Below are 22,900 nucleotides of genomic sequence, written 5' to 3'. Positions count from 1 at the left end.
GCTCCTACGCGAGATAGGAATGTTGGTTAGTTAGCTGGCTAAGGGGATAGCGCTGGCGCACCGAAAAATGGCACATTGACGCACCTGCCTGCGGGCACCCATCTGCTGTCCGGAATTTTCCATGGCTATCAGCAACGTCCAGACCCCCGCTGCCTCGGCGACCGCTGCTCCGCAAAGCAGCCCCTTGGTGATGCGCATCATCGGCGCGGTGGCGCTGGCGCATCTGATCAATGACCTGATCCAGTCGGTGCTGCCGTCGATCTACCCGATGCTCAAGGCCAGCTATGGCCTGACGTTTACCCAGGTCGGCCTGATCACCTTGACCTTTCAGTTGACCGCGTCGCTGTTGCAGCCGTGGGTCGGGTATCACACTGATCGCCACCCCAAACCGTGGCTGTTACCGGCGGGCACGGTGTGTACCTTGATCGGCATTCTGATGATGTCGGTGGTCGGCAGCTTCCCATTGATTCTGCTGGCGGCGGCGCTGATTGGTATCGGCTCGTCGACCTTTCACCCGGAAGCCTCGCGTGTTGCGCGGCTGGCCTCGGGCGGCCGGTTTGGTCTGGCGCAATCGACCTTTCAGGTCGGCGGCAATGCCGGCTCCGCGTTCGGCCCATTGCTGGCGGCGGCGATCATCATTCCCTTCGGCCAGGGCAATGTGGCGTGGTTCGGTCTGTTCGCGGTGTTTGCGCTGTTCGTGCTGTACCGCATCAGCCGCTGGTACGCCAATCACCTGAACCTGTTCAAGCTCAAGGCCGGCCAGGCGGCGACGCACGGCTTGTCGAAGGGCAGGGTGACCAGTGCGCTGGTGGTGCTCGGGCTGCTGGTGTTCTCCAAGTATTTTTACATGGCCAGTTTCACCAGTTATTTCACCTTCTACCTGATCGAGAAGTTCGACCTGTCAGTGGCGAGTTCGCAATTGCACTTGTTCCTGTTTTTGGGCGCAGTGGCGGCTGGGACGTTCTTCGGCGGGCCTATCGGCGACAAGATCGGGCGCAAGGCAGTGATCTGGTTTTCCATCCTGGGGGTGGCGCCATTCACCCTGATCCTGCCGCATGTCGATCTGTTCTGGACCAGCATTCTCAGCGTGGTGATCGGCTTCATTCTGGCGTCGGCATTCTCGGCGATCGTGGTGTACGCGCAGGAACTGGTGCCAGGCAATGTCGGGATGATTGCCGGGATCTTCTTCGGACTGATGTTCGGTTTCGGCGGGATTGGCGCAGCGCTGCTCGGGCATCTGGCGGATGTGCACGGGATTGAGTACGTGTATTTCCTTTGCTCATTCCTGCCGTTGTTTGGTGTGTTGGCGGTCTTTTTACCGCGTACCAGAAAGGCCTGAACAGACGAATCGAACTGTGGGAGCGAGCCTGCTCGCGAATGGGTGGGTCAGTTGACGAATGCTTAGCTTACACGCCGCATTCGCGAGCAGGCTCTCTCCCACAGGGAAATGTACTCAGTCACTGAATTTCAGGCACAAAAAAGCCGCGTATCAAACGCGGCTTTTTCTTGTGCGGCTGTTGCTTAGACGTTGAAGCGGAAGTGCATCACGTCGCCGTCCTTGACGATGTAATCCTTGCCTTCCAGGCGCCACTTGCCGGCTTCTTTGGCGCCGGCTTCGCCCTTGTACTGGATGAAGTCGTTGTAGGCGATGACTTCGGCACGGATGAAGCCTTTTTCGAAGTCGGTGTGGATCACGCCGGCGGCCTGTGGTGCGGTGGCACCGACCTTGACGGTCCAGGCGCGGACTTCTTCGACACCGGCGGTGAAGTAGGTCTGCAGGTGCAGCATTTCGTAACCGGCGCGGATCACGCGGTTCAGGCCAGGCTCTTCCAGGCCCAGGGCCTCGAGGAACATGTCCTTCTCTTCGCCATCATCGAGCTCGGCGATTTCCGCTTCGATCTTGTTGCACACCGGAACGACCATGGCGCCTTCTTCTTCGGCGATGGCCTTGACCACGTCCAGGTGCGGGTTGTTCTCGAAACCGTCTTCGGCAACGTTGGCGATGTACATGACCGGTTTGGTGGTCAGCAGGTGGAAGCCCTTGATCACGGCTTTCTCATCCGCGCTCATGTTCTTCATCAGGCTGCGCGCCGGTTTGGCTTCGGTGAAGTGCGCGATCAGTTGCTCGAGCAGAGCCTTCTGAACCACGGCGTCCTTGTCACCGCCCTTGGCGTTGCGCGCGACTTTCTGCAGTTGTTTCTCGCAGCTGTCGAGGTCGGCGAAGATCAGTTCAAGGTCGATGATTTCGATGTCGCGTTTCGGGTCGACGCTGTTGGATACGTGGATCACGTTGTCGTCTTCGAAGCAGCGCACCACGTGAGCGATAGCGTCGGTTTCGCGGATGTTGGCCAGGAACTTGTTGCCCAGGCCTTCACCTTTCGAGGCGCCGGCGACGAGGCCGGCGATGTCGACGAATTCCATGGTGGTCGGCAGGATGCGCTTGGGATTGACGATGGCCGCCAGCGCTTCCAGGCGCGGATCCGGCATCGGCACGATGCCGCTGTTCGGCTCGATGGTGCAGAAGGGGAAGTTCTCCGCCGCGATACCGGATTTGGTCAGGGCGTTGAACAGGGTGGACTTGCCGACGTTAGGCAGGCCGACGATGCCGCAATTGAATCCCATGGTGTTTCCCCTCGGGTAAAAGTCAGGCCTTCTGGCTGTGCAGGTTTTTCATCGCGCGGTTCCATTCCCCGGCGAGGATATCCGGCAGCACGCCGAGGGCAAAGTCGATGCTGGCATCGAGTTTTTCCTGTTCGGCGCGTGGCGCACGACCCAGGACGAAATTTGAAACCATACTGGCAACGCCCGGGTGGCCGATGCCAAGCCGCAGGCGGTAGAACGTATTCTGATTGCCCAGTTGCGCAATGATGTCGCGCAACCCGTTGTGACCGCCATGGCCGCCGCCCTGCTTGAGCTTGGCAACGCCCGGAGGCAAGTCGAGTTCGTCATGCGCCACGAGAATTTCTTCAGGCTTGATGCGGAAGAAACCGGCGAGTGCCGCCACGGCCTGGCCGCTGCGGTTCATGTAGGTGGTGGGAATCAGCAGACGAACATCCTGACCCTGATGCGAGTAGCGCCCGGTCAGGCCGAAATATTTGCGATCGGCCACAAGATTCACATTCTGTGCGTGGGCGATGCGCTCAACAAAAAGGGCCCCTGCGTTATGCCGGGTCTGTTCGTATTCAGCGCCTGGATTTCCCAGGCCAACGATCAGTTTGATGGCAGTCACGATAGGGGCCCTTCCTTGGAGTGGTGGATAACATCGCCGCGATCGGGGAAAGCGGCGAAAGTGGACGAAAAATGCTCATTTACCATGGATGTAAACTCCGCGTTCTCGCCCGCTTTCTCGCTACGTTCCAGTCCGCGATGTTACTTGCTCACTCCGGCATGACAGAGTGAATTACTCTGCTTCGCCTTCTTCGGCAGGTTCTGCAGCAACACGTGGAGCGTGGACGTTGGCAACAGCCTTGTCATCGCCGTGTGCCAGAGCAACGAACTCAACACCTTTAGGAGCTTTGAGGTCCGACAGGTGAATGATGGTGCCGATTTCTGCTTTCGACAGATCGACTTCGATGAACTCAGGCAGATCTTTTGGCAGGCAGGTCACTTCGATTTCAGCAACAACGTGCGAAACTTCGCCGCCTTTCTTCACTGGAGCTTCTTCGCCAACAAAGTGTACAGGCACGATGGCGGTCAGTTTCTGGCCGGCAACAACGCGTACGAAGTCAGCGTGCATCACGTGGCCTTTGGCCGGGTGACGCTGCAGCGCCTTGATGATGACGTTCTGCTTGGTGCCACCAACGTTCAGCTCGATGATGTGGCTGTAAGCCGCTTCGTTTTCGAGCAGTTTGGCAACTTCTTTGGCCAGCATGCTGATGGATTCAGGGGCTTTGTCGCCACCGTAAACAACAGCTGGAACCAGAGCGGCGAGACGACGCAGGCGGCGGCTCGCACCTTTCCCCAGGTCGGAACGCACTTCAGCATTCAGAGTAAAATCGTTCATTTTGTATCTCCAAAATAGCCATGACCGAGTGGCGTTTGCGACCAGCGCCGAACACGGTATGGGCAAAAAAGCCCCGCCCCGACAGGAATGCCGGGGCGGGGCGCTTTTCGTCAACGAGACATTTCGCGAAGGGCAGGGCCCTTAACGGAACATCGCGCTGATCGATTCTTCATTGCTGATGCGGCGAACCGCTTCGGCAACAACCGGTGCGATATCCAGTTGACGGATACGTGCACAGGCTTGTGCTGCAGCGGACAGCGGGATGGTGTTAGTGACCACCAGCTCGTCCAGCACGGAATTTTCGATATTCTCGATGGCCCGGCCCGACAGCACAGGGTGTGTGCAGTAGGCAAAGACCTTGGCTGCGCCATGCTCTTTCAGGGCCTTGGCCGCGTGGCACAGGGTGCCGGCGGTATCGACCATGTCATCGACCAGAATACAGGTACGCCCTTCGACATCACCGATGATATGCATCACTTCAGAGTGATTGGCTTTCTCACGGCGTTTGTCGATGATCCCGAGATCGACGCCCAGCGACTTGGCAACAGCCCGTGCACGCACGACGCCACCAATGTCCGGGGACACGATCATCAGGTTTTCGAAGCGCTGATCTTCGATGTCATCCACCAGAACCGGGGAGCCGTAGATGTTATCTACCGGAATATCGAAGAAGCCCTGAATCTGGTCAGCATGCAGATCAACCGTGAGAACACGGTCGATGCCGACTACGGTAAGCATGTCAGCAACGACTTTCGCGCTGATAGCCACACGTGCGGAACGCGGACGGCGATCCTGACGGGCATAACCAAAATAAGGAATAACAGCAGTGATACGAGTAGCTGAGGAGCGGCGGAAGGCATCAGCCATCACTACCAGTTCCATCAGGTTATCGTTGGTCGGAGCGCAGGTCGGCTGAATAATGAAGACGTCTTTACCGCGAACGTTTTCATTGATCTCGGCTGTGATTTCGCCGTCGGAAAACTTGCCGACAGAGATGTCACCGAGAGGGATATGCAGCTGACGTACGACACGCCGAGCCAGATCGGGGTTGGCATTCCCCGTAAAGACCATCATCTTGGACACGCGCAGTACCTAGAGGCTGAGGGTAACCTGGATGAGTAGAGAAAATGGCAGGGGCGGCTGGATTCGAACCAACGCATGGCAGGATCAAAACCTGCTGCCTTACCGCTTGGCGACGCCCCTGTATCTGTTGCTTTCAAGTGCCGGGCACTTGATTCCTTTAGAGCAGACTTTGCAGCTTGCGATGCAACATCGAAACGTTGCTTCCTTTCGCTACAAACCCTGTAAGGGTCTCTGTCAGAAGGGCCGAGACTTTATCAGCTTCAGCTTTGCTTGGGAAGCCCCCAAACACACAACTTCCAGTTCCGGTGAGCTTTGCTTCGGTAAATTTACCTAACAAATCCAATGCGTTACGTACCTCTGGATAACGCCTTGCTACCACCGGCAAGCAGTCATTTCGACTGTTTCCCTCGGGAACGGGGCGCACTTTAATGGGCGGTGTGTTACGTGTCAACAAAGGATCGGAAAAAATTTCTGCCGTACTAACAGCGACTTGCGGCACGAGCACCAGATACCACGGTTCTTCGGGGTCGACCGGGGTCAGTTTCTCGCCGACGCCCTCGGCAAATGCCGCATGGCCACGGACGAACACTGGTACGTCGGCACCGAGTGACAGGCCCAGTTCCGCCAGGCGATCTTCATCCCAGCCCAGTTGCCACAAATGGTTGAGTCCGAGCAACGTTGTCGCCGCATTTGAACTGCCGCCACCGATGCCGCCGCCCATGGGCAGGACTTTGTCGATCCAGATGTCGATACCGAGCGCGCAGCCGGATTGTTGTTGCAACATCTTCGCCGCGCGCACGATCAGGTTGCTGTCGTGGGGCACGCCGGCGAACTGGGTGTGCAGCTGAATCACGCCGTCATCGCGCACGGCGAAAGTGATTTCATCGCCATAATCGAGGAACTGAAACAGCGTCTGCAATTCGTGATAACCGTCTTCACGGCGACCGAGAATGTGCAGCATCAAGTTGAGTTTGGCCGGCGAGGGCAGGGTCAGGCGTGCAGCGGTCATGCTTTATTGCCCCAACTTGCGCGGTTGCCAGGTTTTGATCACCAGCGTCACGTCAAGGTCGGTGCCGTGCAGCTTGATGCGCTCGGGCAGCCAATAACCATTCTGTTCGGTGTAGGCGGTGTATTCGACTTTCCAGCCGTCCTGCTCAAGGCTGGCCAAGCGACTGTCGGCGTCCAGGTTCAAGCGACTCTTGCTTTCCGGAGCGGGCAGGCCGCGAACCCACCAGGCCAGATTCGACACCGGCAATTTCCAGCCCAGTTGCTCTTCGAGCAAGGCTTCAGGAGATTGCGATTCGTAGCGGCCCTGGTTGGCGACTTCCAGCGACACCTTGCCCGGACGCCCGGTCAGACGTGCCGCACCACGACCCAGCGGGCCGGACAGGCGAATGTCGTAGTAGTCCTGACGCTGCAGCCAGAACAGCGTGCCGCTGCCGGAATCTTTCGGCGCGCGGATGCCGATCTTGCCGTCGATCTGCCAGCCATCGAGGCCGGTCAGTTGCTGTTTGTTTGCCGCCCACTGGGCCGGGCTGCCGTGGCCCTCGACCGATTCGCGAGTGCCGAAACCCGAGCAGCCGGCGAGCAGGGCGATGAAGCTGAAAACAATAACGTGGCGCAAAAGCATGGTTTAAAGATTCTCGGATCCGGTCAGGCGCTTGATGGTGCTGCGCAGAATGGTGCTGTCGGGCTGATCCTTGAGGAACTTGCCCCACACTTGTTTGGCTTCGCGCTGATTGCCCTTGGCCCACAGGACCTCGCCAAGGTGCGCGGCGACTTCGTGGTCAGGGAAACGCTCGAGCGCCTGGCGCAGGTATTTCTCCGCGTCGTCCAGATTGCCCAGGCGATAGTTCACCCAGCCGAGGCTGTCGAGTACCGCCGGATCTTCCGGATTGATCTGGTGCGCCTGCTCGATCAGCGTTTTCGCTTCAGCGTAGCGGGTGGTGCGATCGGACAAGGTGTAGCCCAGTGCATTGAGCGCCATGGCGTTGTCCGGGTCGCGCTTGATGATCAGGCGCAGGTCTTTCTCCATTTGCGCCAGATCATTGCGTTTTTCCGCGAGCATGGCGCGGGTGTAGAGCAGATTGAGATCGTCCGGGTATTTCTGCAGCGCTTGTTGCAGAACTTTCCAGGCCTTGTCGTCCTGTTTATTGGCCGACAGGGTTTCCGACTCGATCAGATACAGCTGGATCGCGTAATCCGGTTGCTCGTCACGCTCGGCCGCCAGCTTGCTCTGCGCTTCGACGGTTTTGCCGTTGCTCATCAGGATATCGGCCTGACGCAGCTGTGCCGGCAGATAGTCATTGCCCGGGCCGACCTGGGCGTATTCGATGAGCGCGCCTTGCGGGTCATTGCGTTCTTCGGCAATCCGGCCGAGATTCAGATGCGCTGAATCGACGTGGCTTTCGCGAGCGATCAGGTCTTCCAGATAGCCCTTGGCTTCATCCCACGCCTTGGCTTCCAGGCACACCAGTGCCAGCGAGTAACGCAGTTCATCGTCTTCCGGGTATTGCTGAACGAGCGTGGAGAATTCGGCCTTGGCGTCGTCCATGCGGTCCTGTTCGACCAGCATGCGCGCGTAAGTCAGGCGCAGGCGTTTGTCTTCCGGGTATTTCCTGATGCTTTTCTGCAACAGCGGCAGCGCTTCGTCGCCACGGTTGAGCAATTGAAGCAGGCGCGCACGCAGCAGGATAGGTGCGATTTCGCCGTCTTCCGGTGGGTTGTCTTCGAGCAGAGTCAGCGCGCCTTGATTGTCGCCGTCTTGCTGGAGCAGCAGAGCCTTGCCGAAAATCAGCTGATTGTTGTTCGGGTGGCGCTCAAGCAAACGGTCGAAGCTTTTCATCAGGCCGTTGCGGGTTTCCTGATCGGTGTCGGCGGCCGACAGCGCGAGGAAATCGAAATGGGTGTCGCCCTTGCCCTGCAGGACTTTCTCCATGTAGACCATGGAGTCGTCGTAACGCCCGGCGCGGGCCAGTTGCACGGCAGCGGCGCGTTGCGCTTCGAGATCATCCGGAGCGTTGCGCGCCCAGATCAGCGCGGTGTCGAGGGCCGGTTGATCGGCGCCCAGATATTCGGCGATGCGGAACGCACGCTCGGAAACGCCCGGATCCTGGGTGTTGATGGCCTGGGTCACGTAATTGTCCAGGGCAATGTCGAAACGATTGCGCTGGCCAGCGAGTTCGGCGCTCAGCAGGCTGAACACGGTTTCCTCACTGAACGAGCCGTAAACCTTGGGCTTTTCAGGTGCGGGCGTGGTGTCTTCGACCGGCGGGGTGCCATCCGGCGCAACGGGCGCCATGGCCTGGCAGCCGCTGAGGAAGACAAAAGCGAGGAGCAACGCGGAAGATCTATTCATATAGGAAGAGGACGACTAACCTGCGGTCGGATCATCATGACACAAGCCTTCGGCCAAACATAACCGAGACTCAATCGTGGCCATTATAGGGGCTGACGATTGGGACAATAGTCAGCGGTAGTTGTTCTGAATCTTTCGAAGTAGGACAATTGCCGGCTTCACGTCACCACCAGCGACCTTGAATGGCCTTCCTTGCACTCGGTATTAACCACAAGACTGCTTCAGTAGACGTCCGCGAGCGCGTGGCCTTTACCCCTGAGCAGCTGGTGGAGGCCTTGCAGCAGCTCTGCCGACTGACCGACAGCCGCGAAGCCGCGATCCTCTCCACCTGCAATCGCAGTGAGCTTTATATAGAACAGGATCAGCTCTCGGCCGATGTCGTGCTGCGCTGGCTGGCCGATTATCACCATCTGAGCCTCGACGAACTGCGCGCCAGTGCCTATGTGCATGAAGACGATGCGGCTGTTCGTCACATGATGCGCGTCGCCTCCGGGCTCGACTCGCTGGTGCTGGGCGAACCGCAGATTCTCGGTCAGATGAAATCGGCCTACGCCGTGGCCCGCGAGGCCGGCACCATCGGTCCGCTGCTGGGGCGGCTCTTTCAGGCGACGTTCAATGCCGCCAAGCAAGTGCGTACCGATACCGCGATCGGCGAGAACCCGGTGTCGGTGGCGTTTGCTGCGGTGAGTCTGGCCAAACAGATTTTCAGCGATCTGCAACGCAGCCAGGCGCTGCTGATCGGTGCCGGCGAGACGATTACGCTGGTCGCGCGCCATTTGCATGAGCTGGGGGTCAAGCGCATCGTCGTCGCCAACCGCACGCTCGAGCGCGCCAGTCAGTTGGCCGAGCAGTTCGGCGCTCATGCGGTGCTGCTCTCGGACATTCCGGCGGAACTGGTGCGCAGCGACATCGTCATCAGTTCGACCGCCAGTCAGCTGCCGATCCTCGGCAAGGGCGCGGTGGAAAGTGCGCTGAAGCTGCGCAAGCACAAGCCGATCTTCATGGTCGACATTGCCGTACCGCGGGATATCGAACCGGAAGTCGGCGAGCTCGACGACGTTTATCTGTACAGCGTCGACGATCTCCACGAAGTGGTCGCCGAGAACCTCAAGAGCCGCCAGGGCGCTGCGCAAGCGGCGGAGGAGATGGTCTCGGTCGGCGCCGACGATTTCATGGTGCGCTTGCGCGAACTGGCGGCAGTCGATGTGCTCAAGGCCTATCGTCAACAGAGCGAGCGCTTGCGTGACGAGGAATTGCAAAAAGCCCTGCGTCTGCTGGCCAACGGCGGCAACGCCGAAGACGTTCTCGGGCAACTGGCCCGTGGCCTGACCAACAAACTCTTGCATGCGCCCAGCGTGCAATTGAAAAAGCTGTCTGCCGAAGGCCGCCTCGATGCGCTGGCCATGGCCCAGGAACTCTTTGCCCTTGAGGGCTCACCGGATAGTTTTTCGGATAAAAAACCGCAATGAAAGCGTCACTGCTCAACAAGCTGGACATTCTCCAGGACCGTTTCGAGGAACTGACCGCGCTGCTCGGCGACGGTGAAGTCATTGCCGATCAGGCCAAATTCCGCGCCTATTCCAAGGAGTACGCCGAACTCGAGCCGGTAGTGGCCGCCTATAAAAAGCTGCTCGGCGTACAAAGCGATCTTGAAGGCGCGCAGGCGCTGCTCAAGGACAACGACCCGGACATGCGCGAAATGGCCGTGGAAGAAGTTCGCGAAGCCAAGGAGTTGCTGGTCACGCTGGAATCCGATCTGCAGCGCATGTTGCTGCCTAAAGATCCGAATGACGGGCGCAACGTCTTCCTCGAAATTCGCGCCGGCACCGGTGGCGACGAGGCGGCGATCTTCTCCGGTGACCTGTTCCGCATGTACTCGCGTTATGCCGAGCGGCGTGGCTGGCGCGTCGAAATCCTCTCGGAAAACGAAGGCGAACACGGCGGCTATAAAGAAGTCATCGCGCGCATTGAAGGCGACAACGTTTACGGCAAGCTGAAATTCGAGTCCGGCGCGCACCGCGTCCAGCGCGTACCGGCTACCGAATCCCAGGGCCGGATCCACACGTCGGCCTGCACCGTGGCGGTGTTGCCGGAGCCGGACGAGCGCGAAGCGATCGAGATCAACCCGGCGGATCTGCGTGTCGATACTTACCGTTCCTCCGGCGCTGGTGGTCAGCACGTCAACACCACCGATTCCGCGATCCGCATTACCCACATTCCGACTGGCACCGTCGTCGAGTGTCAGGAAGAACGCTCCCAGCACAAGAACCGTGCCCGGGCGATGGCGTGGCTGTCGGCCAAGCTCAACGATCAGCAAAACGCTGCGGCGGCCAACGCGATTGCCAGTGAGCGCAAGTTGCTGGTCGGTTCCGGCGATCGATCCGAGCGTATCCGCACCTACAACTATGCCCAGGGCCGGGTCACCGACCATCGCGTCAACCTGACCCTGTATTCACTGGATGAAATTCTCGCCGGTGGCGTTGAAGCCGTGATCGAGCCATTGCTGGCTGAATATCAGGCTGACCAACTCGCAGCGATAGGTGAATAAATGACCATCATCGCCAGCCTGTTGCGCGCCGCCGAGCTGCCGGACTCGCCCACAGCGCGTCTGGACGCAGAACTGCTGCTCGCCGCCGCACTGGGCAAGTCGCGCAGCTTCCTGCACACCTGGCCCGAGCGCATCGTGCCAAGCGAGGCTGCGCTGACCTTTGCCGAGTATTTGCAACGGCGGCGTAGCGGTGAACCGGTGGCCTACATTCTCGGCCAGCAGGGCTTCTGGAAGCTGGATCTGGAAGTCGCGCCGCACACGCTGATTCCGCGTCCTGACACCGAATTGCTGGTGGAGGCAGCCCTTGAACTGCTGCCGGCAACCCCGGCCAAGGTCCTCGACTTGGGCACCGGCAGTGGCGCGATTGCTTTGGCCTTGGCCAGCGAACGGCCGGCGTGGAAAGTCACTGCCGTGGATCGTGTGCTTGAAGCCGTGGCCCTGGCCGAACGCAATCGCCAGCGTCTGCACCTGAACAACGCTACGGTGCTGAACAGCCATTGGTTCAGCGCCCTCGAGGGCCAGCGTTTCCAATTGATCATCAGCAACCCGCCGTACATTGCCGCCGCCGATCCGCATCTGGTCGAGGGTGATGTGCGTTTCGAACCGGCCAGTGCGCTGGTCGCCGGTGAAGATGGCCTCGATGATCTGCGCCTGATTGTTGCGCAGGCGCCGGATCATCTTGAAACCGGCGGCTGGCTGATGCTCGAACACGGCTATGATCAGGCCGAAGCCGTGCGTGATCTGCTGCTCACTCGTGGCTTTGAAGAAGTCCACAGCCGCACCGATCTGGGCGGCCATCAACGCATCAGTCTGGGGCGCCTGCCGTGCTGAATGATCAGGAATTGCTGCGCTACAGCCGGCAGATTCTGCTGCAACACATCGACATCGACGGGCAGCTGAAGCTCAAGGCCAGCCGCGTGCTGATCGTCGGCCTTGGCGGCCTCGGCGCGCCGGTGGCGTTGTATCTGGCGGCAGCGGGCGTCGGCGAGTTGCATCTGGCGGATTTCGACACGGTCGATCTGACCAATCTGCAACGGCAGATCATTCACGACACCGACAGTGTCGGCATGTCCAAGGTCGACTCGGCGCTCAAGCGCCTGGGCGCGATCAATCCCGAGATTCAACTGGTCGCCCATCGTCAGGCGCTGGACGCCGATTCTCTCGCCGCAGCGGTGGCGGCGGTGGATCTGGTGCTCGATTGCTCGGACAACTTCTCTACCCGCGAGTCGGTTAACGCCGCTTGTGTTGCCGCGTGCAAGCCACTGGTCAGTGGCGCGGCAATTCGTCTGGAAGGGCAATTGTCGGTGTTCGATCCTCGGCGTGCCGAGAGCCCTTGCTACCACTGCCTGTACGGTCACGGCAGTGAAGCCGAACTGACCTGCAGCGAGGCCGGCGTGGTCGGGCCATTGGTCGGTCTGGTTGGCAGCTTGCAGGCGCTGGAAGCGTTGAAGGTGCTGGTCGGCTTTGGTGAACCCTTGGTGGGGCGACTGTTGTTGATCGATGCCTTGGGCTCACGCTTCCGTGAATTACGGGTCAAGCGTGATCCGGGTTGCAGCGTCTGTGGCCCGCGCCATGCGTGAAGCGCCGATCGGCGTGTTCGATTCCGGGGTCGGCGGCTTGTCGGTCCTCGGCGAAATCCAGCGCTTGCTGCCCAACGAATCGCTGCTTTATGTCGCCGATTGCGGGAACATTCCTTACGGCGAGAAAACCCCGGAATTCATCCGCGAGCGTTGCAGCGTGATGGCCGGGTTCTTTCGCGAGCAGGGGGCCAAAGCTTTGGTGCTGGCGTGCAATACCGCGACCGTGGCGGGGGTTGCCGATCTGCGTCGCGATTTCCCCGACTGGCCGATTGTCGGCATGGAACCGGCGGTCAAACCGGCCGCAGCGGCCACACGAAGCGGCGTGGTTGGCGTCCTGGCCACGACCGGCACGTTGCAGAGCGCGAAGTTTGCCGCGTTGCTTGATCGTTTCGCGGCCGACATAAAAGTCATCACCCAGCCCTGTCCGGGACTGGTCGAACTGATCGAAACGGGTGATCTGCACAGCGCCGAATTACGCACTTTATTGCAAGGTTACGTCGCTCCATTGCTGGCGCAAAACTGCGACACGATCATTCTTGGCTGTACCCATTATCCCTTCCTCAAGCCGCTACTCAGGTCGATGATCGCCGACGATGTCAGCCTGATCGATACCGGAGATGCCGTGGCCCGGCAGTTGCAACGCTTGCTCGCCGAGCGTGATCTGCTGGCGCAACGTCCGAGCCAGGCGGTGAAGTTCTGGACCAGCGGCGATCCGCAATCTCTCAGAAAAATCCTACCGTTGCTGGGCCAAACTGCGTCGAATGTGCAAAACTTCGACTTGTAAAAAAAATGTGAAATAACTAAAAAAACGCTGAACTTCTGACCAAGCGCGGATTTCTATAGCGACAGCAGCAACTAAAAACCAAACGATCGTTCCGGAAAAGGAAGTTTCAAAGTGAAGCGACTATTCTGCTTGGCCGCGATTGCGGCCGCACTGATGGGGCAAAGCATTACTGCACAAGCCGCTGGCGTTGAATTCGCCGTCGGCGGTACCAGCGATTCGACAATGACGTATCGCTTAGGCATGAATTTCGACTGGGACAAGAGCTGGCTGCAGAGCGACGTGGGTCGCCTGACCGGCTACTGGAGCGGTGCCTACACGTACTGGGAAGGTGACAAGACTTCCAGCAACAACAGCCTGTCGTTCTCACCTGTATTCGTTTACGAGTTTGCCGGCCAGTCGGTCAAGCCATACGTGGAAGCGGGTATCGGCGTGGCGTTCTTCTCCAACACCGAATACGAAAGCAACAACCTGGGCGGCTCCTTCCAGTTTGAAGACCGCATCGGTGTCGGCCTGCGCTTCAACGGCGGTCACGAAGTCGGCATCCGCGCCACGCACTACTCCAACGCCGGCCTGTCCAGCGACAACGATGGTGTAGAAAGCTACGCGCTGCATTACACAATGCCGCTGTAATCCGCCTACGCGGAACCAACGTGGGAGCGAGCCTGCTCGCGAAAGCAGAGTGTCAGTCAATTCAAATGGTGGCTGACACACCGCCTTCGCGAGCAGGCTCGCTCCCACAGTTGTTTCTGCGCCGTCAAAGAAATCAGCGGTAGGCTGTAGCGATACCCCGGCGCTCTTCGATGCACTCCGGCGCGCCCATTTCAAACTCGCGGCAAATCAGCGGGCGTCGTTCATAGATCGTGCACATCATGCTGTCGCGATCCAGTGCCGCGCACCAGCCGTCGTCCAGACGCAGCATCACTTCGCCGCCCCATTCATCGGTATCGATAAAGCGATCAGGCACGCCGGTGTCGGTGATCAGCATCACTTCGAGCTGGCAGCAGCACGCCGCACAGGTCGAGCAGGTGACCGCCGGTTCGGCGATTTGGGTGTGTGGGATGGTTTTCATCGTGGCAGTGTAAGGCAGTGATCGCCGTGGGTGTGAAAGCGCTGACGGACGCTCACGGCGCCAGACGCCGCGCCATCAAGTGCAACAGCGGGAACAGCCCTGCCCAGAGCAGTCCGATGACGATCAGCGTCGACACTTCGCCGTAAGGGAAATGCACGCCGGCCAAGCGTCCGCCACCGTAGTACGACAACGCCCCGCCCACCGCGCCAAGTCCGCTGGCCAGCCACCATGGCCGCGCGCTCCAGGCCAGGCAGTGGCGCAACGTGGTGGCGAGCAGTGCCCATAGCAGCATCAGCCACAGCGGAATCAGCGGCGAGGCGTCTGCAAAGCGGAACACGTCGAGGTAACGCAAGACGCTGTCCACCGCCGTGCCGACAATCACCACGCACAGAATCAAACGACCTTCTGCCGCCCAACTGCTGATCCAGCGCAGATGAATCACCAGCGCCGCCAGTGCCAGCAGCAGCCATAAACTGTTGCCGCCAAGTACGCAGGCCAGCCAGCCGAGCTGAAACAGCACGGCATTGGCGATTCGCTCACGCATCGAAGCGTCCGAGCAGGGGAGCGGTCATCGCCGCCGGTTTGGCCAGCAGCAATTGCGCGGTGCCGATGGTGCGTTCGAGGAATCCGCCCTCGCAGTAGCACAGATAGAACTCCCACAAACGCAGGAAATAATCGTCGTAACCCAGTTCGCTCAGGCGACCATGGGCGAGGCGAAAGTTCTCGTGCCACAGGCGCAGTGTCTTGGCGTAATGCAGGCCGAAATCTTCCATGTGCAGCAGGTTCATGTCGGTTTCGCGGCCGACCACATCGAGCATCTTGTGCACCGAGGGCAGGGCGCCGCCGGGGAAGATGTAGCGCTGGATGAAGTCGACGCTGCGCTTGGCCTGTTCGTAGCGTTGTTCGCGAATGGTGATCGCCTGGAGCAGCATCAGGCCGTTGCTTTTGAGCAACTGCGCGCATTGTTTGAAGTAGGTCGGCAGGAACCGATGGCCGACCGCTTCGATCATCTCGATCGACACCAGTTTGTCGTACTCGCCGCTGAGGTCGCGGTAGTCCTTGAGCAGCAGGGTGACGCGATCCTGCAAGCCCAGTTGTTCGATGCGCTTGGCAGTGAACGCGAACTGCTCTTTCGACAGCGTCGTAGTGGTCACGCGGCAACCGTAATGCTGCGCTGCGTAAAGGGCCATGCTGCCCCAACCGGTGCCGATTTCCAGCAGGTGGTCGCTGGGTTTGAGCGCGAGTTTCTGGCAGATGCGTTCAAGTTTGTTCAATTGCGCCTGTTCCAGGGTGTCGCTCGGCGAAAGGAACTGGGCGGCGGAATACATCATGGTCGGGTCGAGAAACTGTTCGAACAGTTCATTGCCGAGGTCGTAGTGCGCGGCGATGTTTTTCTGCGAACCCTTGCGCGTGTTGCGATTGAGCCAGTGCAGGCCTTGCACGAAGGGCCGGCCCAGGCGCGCCAGGCCACCTTCCATGGCGTCGAGTACATCGAGATTGCTGACGAACACGCGCACCACAGCAGTCAGGTCCGGCGAACTCCAATAGCCGTGGATGAATGCTTCGCCGGCGCCGATCGAGCCGCTACTGGCGACCATGCCCCACAGGGCCGGGTCGAGTACATGGACTTCGCCGAGCAGGGCGCTGCCCGGGGTGCCGAAAAGCATTTGTTCGCCATCCTCGACGACCATCAATTGTCCGTGTTTGAGCTGGGCCAATTGGCGCAACACGCCACGGCGCAGCAGCGAGCCGGTCAAACCGTTGGTGCTGAAGCGACCGAGCGGCAGGCTAGAGGATTTCATGGTGCGGCTCCTTCGGAGGCACAGTGGCGGTTTTAAAGCTGCCGTCGGCAGCCTGGTGAGGGAAGATCGGCGCGCGCTTGAGCAGCAGTCGCAGTGCTTGCCAATAAATCGCCAAGGCGGTTTTTGCGGTCATCCACGGGAAGCGCCGCAGATAGCGATGCAGGCTGCGACGATCGAGCGGTTCGCGGCGCAGATTCAGTGTGGCGTCGAACAGTTTCTCGCTGCCCTGCCAATCGGCCATGTGCACACCCAGGCTTTGCGCGGCCGGGCTGAAGCTCATGCGGTATTCGAGGTCGCGGGGCAGAAACGGTGAAACGTGAAACGCCTTGGCTACAGCAAAATGTTGGTGGAAATCCACCAGACTGGTCGGCGTCTGCGCCGGCAACACGTAATGAAAACGCTCGCGCCATGGCGTATTGGTGACTTCACAAACGATCGCCGCCAGTTGTCCGTCGGCTTCATGGCAGTAGAAGAAGCTCACCGGATTGAACGACAGCCCCCAACTGCGCGGCTGGGTCAGCAGGCATACCGCGCCTTGTGGTTCATGACCGATGGCTGCACCGACCTGCTGACGCACGGCGTCGATCAGGCGCATGCCCTTGCCGGTGAAGGTTTTCAGGTAATCGGTTTCGCGAAACGAGAACGGCGCAAAGCGGCTGCGCCCCGCCAGCGGCGACAAGGCCAGCACGGCGTCCTGTTCGCTCAGGTCGAGATAGAGCAGGCCAATGCGGTAGCGGAATTCGTGGCGGCGCGGCGCAAAACGTCGGTGGCCAATCACGCCGCTATACAGTGCGCTGTTCACAGGGTTTCACCGAACGCGGCGGCCACGCGCAAACCGCTGACCACGCCATCTTCATGAAAGCCGTTGGCCCAGTAGGCGCCGCAATAATGGGTGTGCTGCTCACCATCGAGTTCGCCCCAACGGTTTTGCGCGGCTGCGGCGGCCAAGGTGTATTGCGGGTGGGCGTAGGTATAGCGGGCCAGCACTTTGTCCGGGCTGATGCCGGCGGTCTGGTTGAGGCTGACGCAGAACGTGGTGTCGCTTTCGATGCCCTGGAGGATGTTCATGTTGTAGGTGACCGCCGCGCGGGTATGGCCGGCGCCGCCGAGGCGATAGTTCCAGCTGGCCCAGGCCAGTTTGCGCGTCGGCAGCAGGCGCGTGTCGGTGTGCAGCACGACGTCGTTGTCGGCGTAGAGCAGGGCACCGAGAATCGAACGCTCGGCGTCGCTCGGGTTGGCCAACAGCCTCAGTGCCTGATCGCTGTGACAGGCGAACACCACCTTGTCGAAATGTTCGAGGCCGGCCGGGCTGTGGATAACCACACCATGCTGATTGCGCTCGACGCGGCTGACCGGGCAGTTCAGGCGAATCCTGTCGCTGAACGAAGCGGTCAGCGGCGCGACGTAGGCACTGGAACCGCCTTCGATGACCTGCCACTGCGGCCTATCACTGACCGACAACAGGCCATGATTCTTGAAAAAACGCAGGAAAAACTGCAGCGGGAAATTGAGCATTTCCGCCATCGGCATCGACCAGATCGCCGCGCCCATCGGCACGATGTAGTGCAGGATGAAGCGCTCGCCGTAGCCGCCGGCCTTGAGGTAATCATCGAGCGTGGTATCGGCGGCGATGCGCAGTTCCACCAGGTCGCGCTGGGCTTCTTTGTTGAAGCGCAGAATGTCGCGCAGCATGCCCCAGAACCCCGGCGACAACAGATTGCTGCGCTGGGCGAACAGGCTGTTGAGGTTGTTGCCGTTGTACTCCACGCCAGTGTCCGGGTCGGTTACCGAAAAGCTCATTTCGGTCGGCTTGAACGCCACGCCGAGCTGGTTGAGCAAGCGAATGAAGTTCGGGTAGGTCCAGTCGTTGAACACGATGAAACCGGTGTCGATGGCGAACGATTCCCCGGCCACGCTGACCGGTACGGTGTGGGTATGCCCGCCGACCCAGTCACTCGCTTCGAACACGGTGATGTCGTGGCGGCGGTTCAGCAGGTAGGCGCAGGTGAGCCCGGCGATACCGCTGCCAATTACGGCGATTTTCATATCGGGTCCCGCTGCGGAGGGTTCTTGCGCACCATGCGTTTGCCGATCGCCAGTTGCGCGCGGGCGGGCAGCTTGGACAGCGGCCACAGCGCGGCCATGAACAGCCCCGGGAAGGCAATTTCCAGCGGACGGTCCTTGAGTTTGGCGAAGATGTGCCGCGCCGCTTTATCTGCGGGCCAGCTCAGCGGCATCGGGAAATCGTTCCTCTCGGTCAGCGGCGTTTCGACAAAACCCGGGCTGATGATGGTGACTTCAATACCTTCATCCGCCAGATCGATGCGCAGCGATTCGAACAGGTAACGCAGCCCGGCCTTCGATGCGCCATAGGCTTCGGCCCGTGGCAGCGGCAGGTAAGTCACCGAGCTGGCCATGCCGACCAGATGCGGCGCGGTGCCTTTGCGCAACAGCGGCAGGGCGGCTTCGATGCAATAGCTGCTGGCGAGCAGATTGGTGCGCACCACGTGCTCGATGATCGACGAATCGAACTGGCGCGCGTCGACATATTCACAGGTGCCGGCGTTGAGAATCACGCTGTCCAGCGAACCCCAGGCCTCGGTGATCTGCTCACCGATTTCGCGCACGGTCTGACTGTTGGTCAGATCGCCGGGCACCACCAGCACCTGGCCCGGATAACGCTGGGACAAGACCTTGAGCGGCGCGGCCGAGCGCGAGCTGACCGCCAGGTGCGCACCGCTTTTCAGAATGTCCTCACACAAGGCTGCACCGATGCCACTGCTGGCCCCGGTCAACCAATACCGCCGTGGAGGTGTACGACTCATCCCATTCTCCTTTTCAGCCAGGCAATCACCCGGCCCAATATTGGCAAGTGTTCATACAGCAGCGCCCCGGCATCGAAATAATCCCGATGGCGATAAACCTTGTCGCGCCAGAGCAGGTGCGAACAGCCACCGACCCTGATTTCCCGACCGTTGGCCAGGCGCGGATGGCGATAACTCATGACCCAGCGCAGGTAACCCTCACCTTCGCGGATCTGGTCGAAACCATGAAAATCGAAACGCAGATCGCTGACGTTGGCGTACAGCTCGCTGAAGTAATCCTGCAGTTGTGCCAGGCCCTGAACTTCGTGCAGCGGATCGGTGAAATGAATGTCGTCGCTGTACAGCTCGCCGAGGCGATACAGGTTGTCTTTGTTCAACCCGCAAAACTCGCGGGCGAAGCTGCGCAGGAATTCACTCATCGCTGCCGCCCACAGGCTGGCGCGACGGCAGGTTCTTGAACGCCGTCAGCGCACGCTCGCGTGAAGTGCTGAGGTTGACGATCGGGGCCGGATAATCGGCCACGCCGAACAGTCCTCCGGCTGCCGCCGGATTGTGCACTTCCTTCTTGTTGAGCCCGGCCAGTTCCGGCAACCAGTGCTTGATGAACACGCCTTCGGCATCGAATTTTTCCGACTGGCTCAGCGGGTTGAAAATACGGAAGTACGGCGCTGAGTCGGTGCCGGTCGATGAGCTCCACTGCCAGCCACCGTTGTTGGCCGCCAGGTCGCCGTCGATCAGGTGGCGCATGAAAAAGCGTTCGCCCTCGCGCCAGTCGATCAGCAGGTTTTTGGTCAGGAACATCGCTACGACCATGCGCAGGCGATTGTGCATCCAGCCGGTTTCCAGCAGTTGACGCATCGCCGCGTCGATGATCGGCAGCCCGGTGCGTGCCTCCTGCCAGGCCTTGAGTTCTTCCGGCGCATCGCGCCAGGCCAGCGCCTCGGTTTCCGGGCGGAAGGCGCGATGCCGGGAGACGCGTGGGTAGCCGACCAGAATGTGTTTATAGAACTCGCGCCACAGCAGCTCGTTGATCCAGGTCACCGCGCCGACCTTGCCGCTTTCGAACTCGCCCTGATTGCTTTGCAGTGCAGCGTGCAGGCACTGGCGTGGCGAGATCACGCCGGCGGCAAGATACGCCGACAATTGGCTGGTGCCAGGTTTGGCCGGGAAATCGCGTTCACTGCGGTAGTAGTCGATCTGCGCGTCGGTGAAGGTATCGAGGCGGCGTCGCGCCTCTTGCTCGCCGGCCGGCCACAGGGCGCGCAGGGATTCGCTCGGTGTGGCGAAACCTTTTACCGCCTCCGGAATTGCATCGCTGGCGATATCCAGCGCGGCCTGCTTGCCGGGTGCCTTGACCAGTGCCGGCATCGAGCGATGCAGGCGTTCGTAGCAGACTTTGCGAAACTGACTGAACACCTGGAAGTAGGTGCCGGTCTTGGTCAGCACTGTGCCGGGTTTGAACAGCAACTGATCCAGGTAACTGTGGAATTCGATGCCTTCGGCTCGCAACGTTTCGGCCACGGTTTCATCACGGCGGCTTTCGTGAACGCCGTATTCCTCGTTGGCGTGCACCGCCTCGACCTTCAAATGCCGGCAGAGTTTGAGCAGCTCCGCCGGTGCCTGATCCCAGTGCGGTGCGCTGCGAATCAACAACGGGATGTTCAGCGCGCCGAGGCTCTGACTCAGTTCGCGCAGGTTGCGCAGCCAGAAATCCACTTTGCACGGCGCATCGTCGTGCTCCAGCCATTGCTGCGGACTCAACAGATACACCGCCACGGTCGGGCCGCGCGCTGCGGCGGCCGCGAGGGCTGTGTTGTCATGTAGGCGCAAGTCGCTGCGCAGCCAGATCAGTTGCATGTGATTAAACCCATCATCAAATCAATCCGCGCTCGAGCAGCGCCTGGAGTGCGGCAAGCGGATCTTCAGCCAGGAACAGATCGGCAGTCTGGGCGGTGCGTGCGGACAACTCGGTGTGGTGGATGTGCACCGTGGGGCCAGCAATCAAGGTCGGGCAATTGACGTTTGCCAACAGCTTGGGCAACTGCGCCAGTTGCATGGCTTTGCTCGAATACAGCAGCACGCCACGGGCTTGCAGATGCTCGACGGTCAGCGCCAGTTCACCGGCCGGCAGTGGCCAGTCGAACACTTGCACCGGGCAATCGGCACTGCTGATCAGCCATGCGCACAGCCACAGATGCGGCTCCAGCGGCAGGTCGGAATGATTGATCAACAACAGCGGCGCCGAATGCAGCTGACGGTTGTTATGGTAGATGCGTGCGCCGAATTTGCTGCGCAACCAGGAAAAGAAAAACGTCCGTTCCATCTGTGCGCCGAACTGGCCCTGCCAGCGCTGTTCGAGCTCGGCCAGCAGCGGCATCAGCAATTGCTCGCACAACGTCCGTGGCGGATACAAGGCGATGGCCTGATTGACGCTGTCATCCAGCGCGCGCTCGTTGAGCGAGGTGACCGCCGACAGCAACGTCTGATGCAGACGCTGCCAATCGTTTTCCACACTTTCCGTGAAGGCCTGCGGCGCATCGAGCAGTGGCTTGACCTGGCTAACCGCAACGCCACGGTTGAGCCAGGTGAGGATGGCCATGATCCGCTGCACATGTTCAGCGCTATACAGTCGATGGCCCTTGGGCGTGCGCTGAGGCACCACCAACCCATAGCGACGTTCCCACGCGCGCAGGGTGATGGCGTTGACGCCTGTCTGCCGCGCGACTTCGCGAATCGGCAACCAGCCCTCGTCGAGGGCTTTCTTGAAGTCGGCGCCGAGGTCTTCCTGGGCGCTGCTGTCGGTTTTATCGTTCATTAGATCGCGTTTCGCAGACTGAGGTTTTCCGGATGCGGCTGCAGGTAAACCTGCTGCGCGATGTACGGGTCCGGATGGAGTCGAAAGTGGTGTTTGAGCAGCGTCAACGGCACCACCAGCGGTACGATGCCCTGGCGGTACTGGCCGATGATCTGCTGCATTTCCTGTTTGTCTTCGGCGCTCAGCGATTGTTTCAAATAACCACTGAGGTGCAGCAGCACGTTGCAATGGGTGCCGCGAGTGGCGCATTTCTTCAGCGCGGCCATCAGCTCGCTGAAATAGCGCGGGCCGAGCTCGGCGGGATCGCTGTCGGCCATGTTGCCGAGCATCTTGCCGAGGTTTTTGTATTGCAGCGGGTTGTGCGCCATCAGCAGGTACTTGTAGCGCGAATGGAATTCGGTGAGGGCGCGGCGGCTCAGGCCCTCGGCGAGCACTTGCTGCCAGGCGCTGTAGGCCAGGACGCGGGTGATGAAGTTTTCCCGCAGCACCGGATCGTTGAGGCGTCCGGCTTCTTCCACCGGCAGATCCGGATGCTGTGCACAGAATGCCTGCGCATAGATCCCGCGTCCGCCACCATTCACTGGTGCGCCGTTGTCGTGATAGACCTTGACCCGTTCCAGCCCGCAGGAGGGCGACTGCTGCATGAAGATGTAGCCAGACAGGTCCTGCAACTCGGCGGCCATTTTCTCGCCGTACTCGGCCAGCGGCCTGGTCACGTTAATAGTGCGATCAACGGTGCCGACTGCCTCGGGTTGTTCAGGGTCGCCGACCAGCCGAATCGGCTCACGGGGAATGCCCATGCCGATAGCAACTTCCGGGCACAGCGGGACGAAATCGAAATATTCGGTAAGGGTACGGCTGCACAGCCGCGATTCCTTGTGCCCACCGTTGTAGCGCACTTCTTCGCCCAACAGGCAGGCGCTGATGGCGATCTTCGGCTTGGACAGGGAAGCAGTAGACATGAGCACCTCGAATCTATACCTGTACAGAGAGTTATCTCTGTACAACTTTTCCTCAGCATAGATCGATGGAT

24 protein-coding genes and 1 tRNA gene are annotated in these 22,900 nt (G+C 60.2%); 7 read left to right on the top strand and 18 right to left on the bottom strand.

Annotation, left to right across the window (positions count from 1 at the left end):
• Positions 1-121 precede the first annotated feature (121 nt).
• A complete protein-coding gene (locus AB4N73_RS17070; protein WP_460142347.1) occupies positions 122-1,339 on the top strand; it encodes an MFS transporter in 1,218 nt (405 codons plus the stop codon).
• Positions 1,340-1,521: 182 nt separating this feature from the next.
• On the opposite strand, the gene ychF is transcribed toward AB4N73_RS17070, so the two are convergent.
• The 8 genes from ychF to AB4N73_RS17030 all read right to left on the bottom strand — a co-directional run bounded on the left by ychF (position 1,522) and on the right by AB4N73_RS17030 (position 8,444).
• The gene (gene ychF, locus AB4N73_RS17065; protein ID WP_016773202.1) at positions 1,522-2,622 is read right to left on the bottom strand and encodes a redox-regulated ATPase YchF; all 1,101 of its coding nucleotides are present in this window, start codon (positions 2,620-2,622) and stop codon (positions 1,522-1,524) included.
• A gap of 22 nt (positions 2,623-2,644) precedes the next feature.
• The gene (gene pth / locus AB4N73_RS17060; RefSeq protein WP_016773203.1) at positions 2,645-3,229 is read right to left on the bottom strand and encodes an aminoacyl-tRNA hydrolase; all 585 of its coding nucleotides are present in this window, start codon (positions 3,227-3,229) and stop codon (positions 2,645-2,647) included.
• A gap of 171 nt (positions 3,230-3,400) precedes the next feature.
• Positions 3,401-4,003, bottom strand: a complete 603-nt coding sequence (locus AB4N73_RS17055) for a 50S ribosomal protein L25/general stress protein Ctc (RefSeq protein ID WP_056790308.1) — start codon at positions 4,001-4,003, stop codon at positions 3,401-3,403.
• Between the two features lie 141 nt (positions 4,004-4,144).
• On the bottom strand, positions 4,145-5,086 hold the full coding sequence (locus AB4N73_RS17050) for a ribose-phosphate pyrophosphokinase (RefSeq protein WP_003171603.1): 942 nt from the start codon (positions 5,084-5,086) through the stop codon (positions 4,145-4,147).
• A gap of 45 nt (positions 5,087-5,131) precedes the next feature.
• A tRNA-Gln gene (locus tag AB4N73_RS17045) sits at positions 5,132-5,206 on the bottom strand.
• Positions 5,207-5,243: 37 nt separating this feature from the next.
• The gene (gene ispE / locus AB4N73_RS17040; protein ID WP_460142346.1) at positions 5,244-6,095 is read right to left on the bottom strand and encodes a 4-(cytidine 5'-diphospho)-2-C-methyl-D-erythritol kinase; all 852 of its coding nucleotides are present in this window, start codon (positions 6,093-6,095) and stop codon (positions 5,244-5,246) included.
• A gap of 3 nt (positions 6,096-6,098) precedes the next feature.
• Positions 6,099-6,716: a lipoprotein insertase outer membrane protein LolB gene (lolB, locus tag AB4N73_RS17035; protein WP_016773207.1), complete on the bottom strand. Its 618-nt coding sequence runs from the start codon at positions 6,714-6,716 to the stop codon at positions 6,099-6,101.
• A gap of 3 nt (positions 6,717-6,719) precedes the next feature.
• Positions 6,720-8,444, bottom strand: coding sequence for a tetratricopeptide repeat protein (locus AB4N73_RS17030; protein WP_310218367.1), 1,725 nt, complete (start codon positions 8,442-8,444; stop codon positions 6,720-6,722).
• A gap of 182 nt (positions 8,445-8,626) precedes the next feature.
• On the opposite strand from AB4N73_RS17030, the gene hemA reads away from it, so the two are divergent.
• The 6 genes from hemA (at position 8,627) to AB4N73_RS17000 (ending at position 13,986) form a co-directional block, all read left to right on the top strand.
• Positions 8,627-9,913, top strand: coding sequence for a glutamyl-tRNA reductase (gene hemA / locus AB4N73_RS17025; RefSeq protein WP_016773209.1), 1,287 nt, complete (start codon positions 8,627-8,629; stop codon positions 9,911-9,913).
• Positions 9,910-10,992 carry a peptide chain release factor 1 gene (gene prfA, locus AB4N73_RS17020; RefSeq protein ID WP_016773210.1) on the top strand — a complete coding sequence of 361 codons (1,083 nt, stop codon included), beginning with the start codon at positions 9,910-9,912 and terminating at the stop codon, positions 10,990-10,992. Before hemA ends, prfA begins: the two co-directional genes overlap by 4 nt.
• Positions 10,993-11,823 (top strand): peptide chain release factor N(5)-glutamine methyltransferase, encoded by an 831-nt coding sequence (prmC, locus tag AB4N73_RS17015; protein ID WP_252876891.1) that lies wholly within the window; start codon positions 10,993-10,995, stop codon positions 11,821-11,823.
• Positions 11,817-12,572, top strand: a complete 756-nt coding sequence (locus AB4N73_RS17010; protein WP_460142345.1) for a molybdopterin-synthase adenylyltransferase MoeB — start codon at positions 11,817-11,819, stop codon at positions 12,570-12,572. Before prmC ends, AB4N73_RS17010 begins: the two co-directional genes overlap by 7 nt.
• A complete protein-coding gene (gene murI / locus AB4N73_RS17005) occupies positions 12,565-13,356 on the top strand; it encodes a glutamate racemase (RefSeq protein WP_252884830.1) in 792 nt (263 codons plus the stop codon). Before AB4N73_RS17010 ends, murI begins: the two co-directional genes overlap by 8 nt.
• A 111-nt stretch (positions 13,357-13,467) precedes the next feature.
• The gene (locus AB4N73_RS17000) at positions 13,468-13,986 is read left to right on the top strand and encodes an acyloxyacyl hydrolase (protein ID WP_041480001.1); all 519 of its coding nucleotides are present in this window, start codon (positions 13,468-13,470) and stop codon (positions 13,984-13,986) included.
• A gap of 133 nt (positions 13,987-14,119) precedes the next feature.
• On the opposite strand, the gene AB4N73_RS16995 is transcribed toward AB4N73_RS17000, so the two are convergent.
• The 10 genes from AB4N73_RS16995 to AB4N73_RS16950 are packed head-to-tail and all read right to left on the bottom strand — an operon-like array spanning position 14,120 to position 22,829.
• Positions 14,120-14,425, bottom strand: coding sequence for a YkgJ family cysteine cluster protein (locus AB4N73_RS16995; protein ID WP_024014290.1), 306 nt, complete (start codon positions 14,423-14,425; stop codon positions 14,120-14,122).
• A 52-nt stretch (positions 14,426-14,477) separates the two neighbouring features.
• A complete protein-coding gene (locus AB4N73_RS16990; protein ID WP_150741822.1) occupies positions 14,478-14,969 on the bottom strand; it encodes a DUF2878 domain-containing protein in 492 nt (163 codons plus the stop codon).
• Positions 14,962-16,227, bottom strand: coding sequence for an SAM-dependent methyltransferase (locus AB4N73_RS16985; RefSeq protein WP_236168897.1), 1,266 nt, complete (start codon positions 16,225-16,227; stop codon positions 14,962-14,964). Before AB4N73_RS16985 ends, AB4N73_RS16990 begins: the two co-directional genes overlap by 8 nt.
• Entirely contained in the window at positions 16,214-17,029 is an 816-nt protein-coding gene (locus tag AB4N73_RS16980) for a DUF1365 domain-containing protein (RefSeq protein WP_041479998.1), read from the bottom strand. Before AB4N73_RS16980 ends, AB4N73_RS16985 begins: the two co-directional genes overlap by 14 nt.
• Positions 17,026-18,273 (bottom strand): NAD(P)/FAD-dependent oxidoreductase, encoded by a 1,248-nt coding sequence (locus AB4N73_RS16975; RefSeq protein WP_150741824.1) that lies wholly within the window; start codon positions 18,271-18,273, stop codon positions 17,026-17,028. The genes AB4N73_RS16980 and AB4N73_RS16975 overlap by 4 nt, the downstream gene beginning before the upstream one ends.
• Entirely contained in the window at positions 18,270-19,052 is a 783-nt protein-coding gene (locus AB4N73_RS16970; RefSeq protein WP_041479996.1) for an SDR family NAD(P)-dependent oxidoreductase, read from the bottom strand. Before AB4N73_RS16970 ends, AB4N73_RS16975 begins: the two co-directional genes overlap by 4 nt.
• Positions 19,049-19,471: a nuclear transport factor 2 family protein gene (locus AB4N73_RS16965; RefSeq protein ID WP_041479995.1), complete on the bottom strand. Its 423-nt coding sequence runs from the start codon at positions 19,469-19,471 to the stop codon at positions 19,049-19,051. Before AB4N73_RS16965 ends, AB4N73_RS16970 begins: the two co-directional genes overlap by 4 nt.
• On the bottom strand, positions 19,464-20,909 hold the full coding sequence (gene phrB / locus AB4N73_RS16960; RefSeq protein ID WP_460142344.1) for a deoxyribodipyrimidine photo-lyase: 1,446 nt from the start codon (positions 20,907-20,909) through the stop codon (positions 19,464-19,466). The genes AB4N73_RS16965 and phrB overlap by 8 nt, the downstream gene beginning before the upstream one ends.
• 16 nt (positions 20,910-20,925) lie before the next feature.
• The gene (locus AB4N73_RS16955) at positions 20,926-21,867 is read right to left on the bottom strand and encodes a MerR family transcriptional regulator (protein ID WP_460142343.1); all 942 of its coding nucleotides are present in this window, start codon (positions 21,865-21,867) and stop codon (positions 20,926-20,928) included.
• A complete protein-coding gene (locus tag AB4N73_RS16950) occupies positions 21,867-22,829 on the bottom strand; it encodes a YbgA family protein (protein ID WP_041479992.1) in 963 nt (320 codons plus the stop codon). Before AB4N73_RS16950 ends, AB4N73_RS16955 begins: the two co-directional genes overlap by 1 nt.
• Positions 22,830-22,900 lie beyond the last annotated feature (71 nt).

This window comes from Pseudomonas sp. S3_B08, from assembly GCF_054667725.1.
Note: the sequence above shows the minus strand (reverse complement) of the source record. Positions and strands in the feature narration are given on the sequence as shown.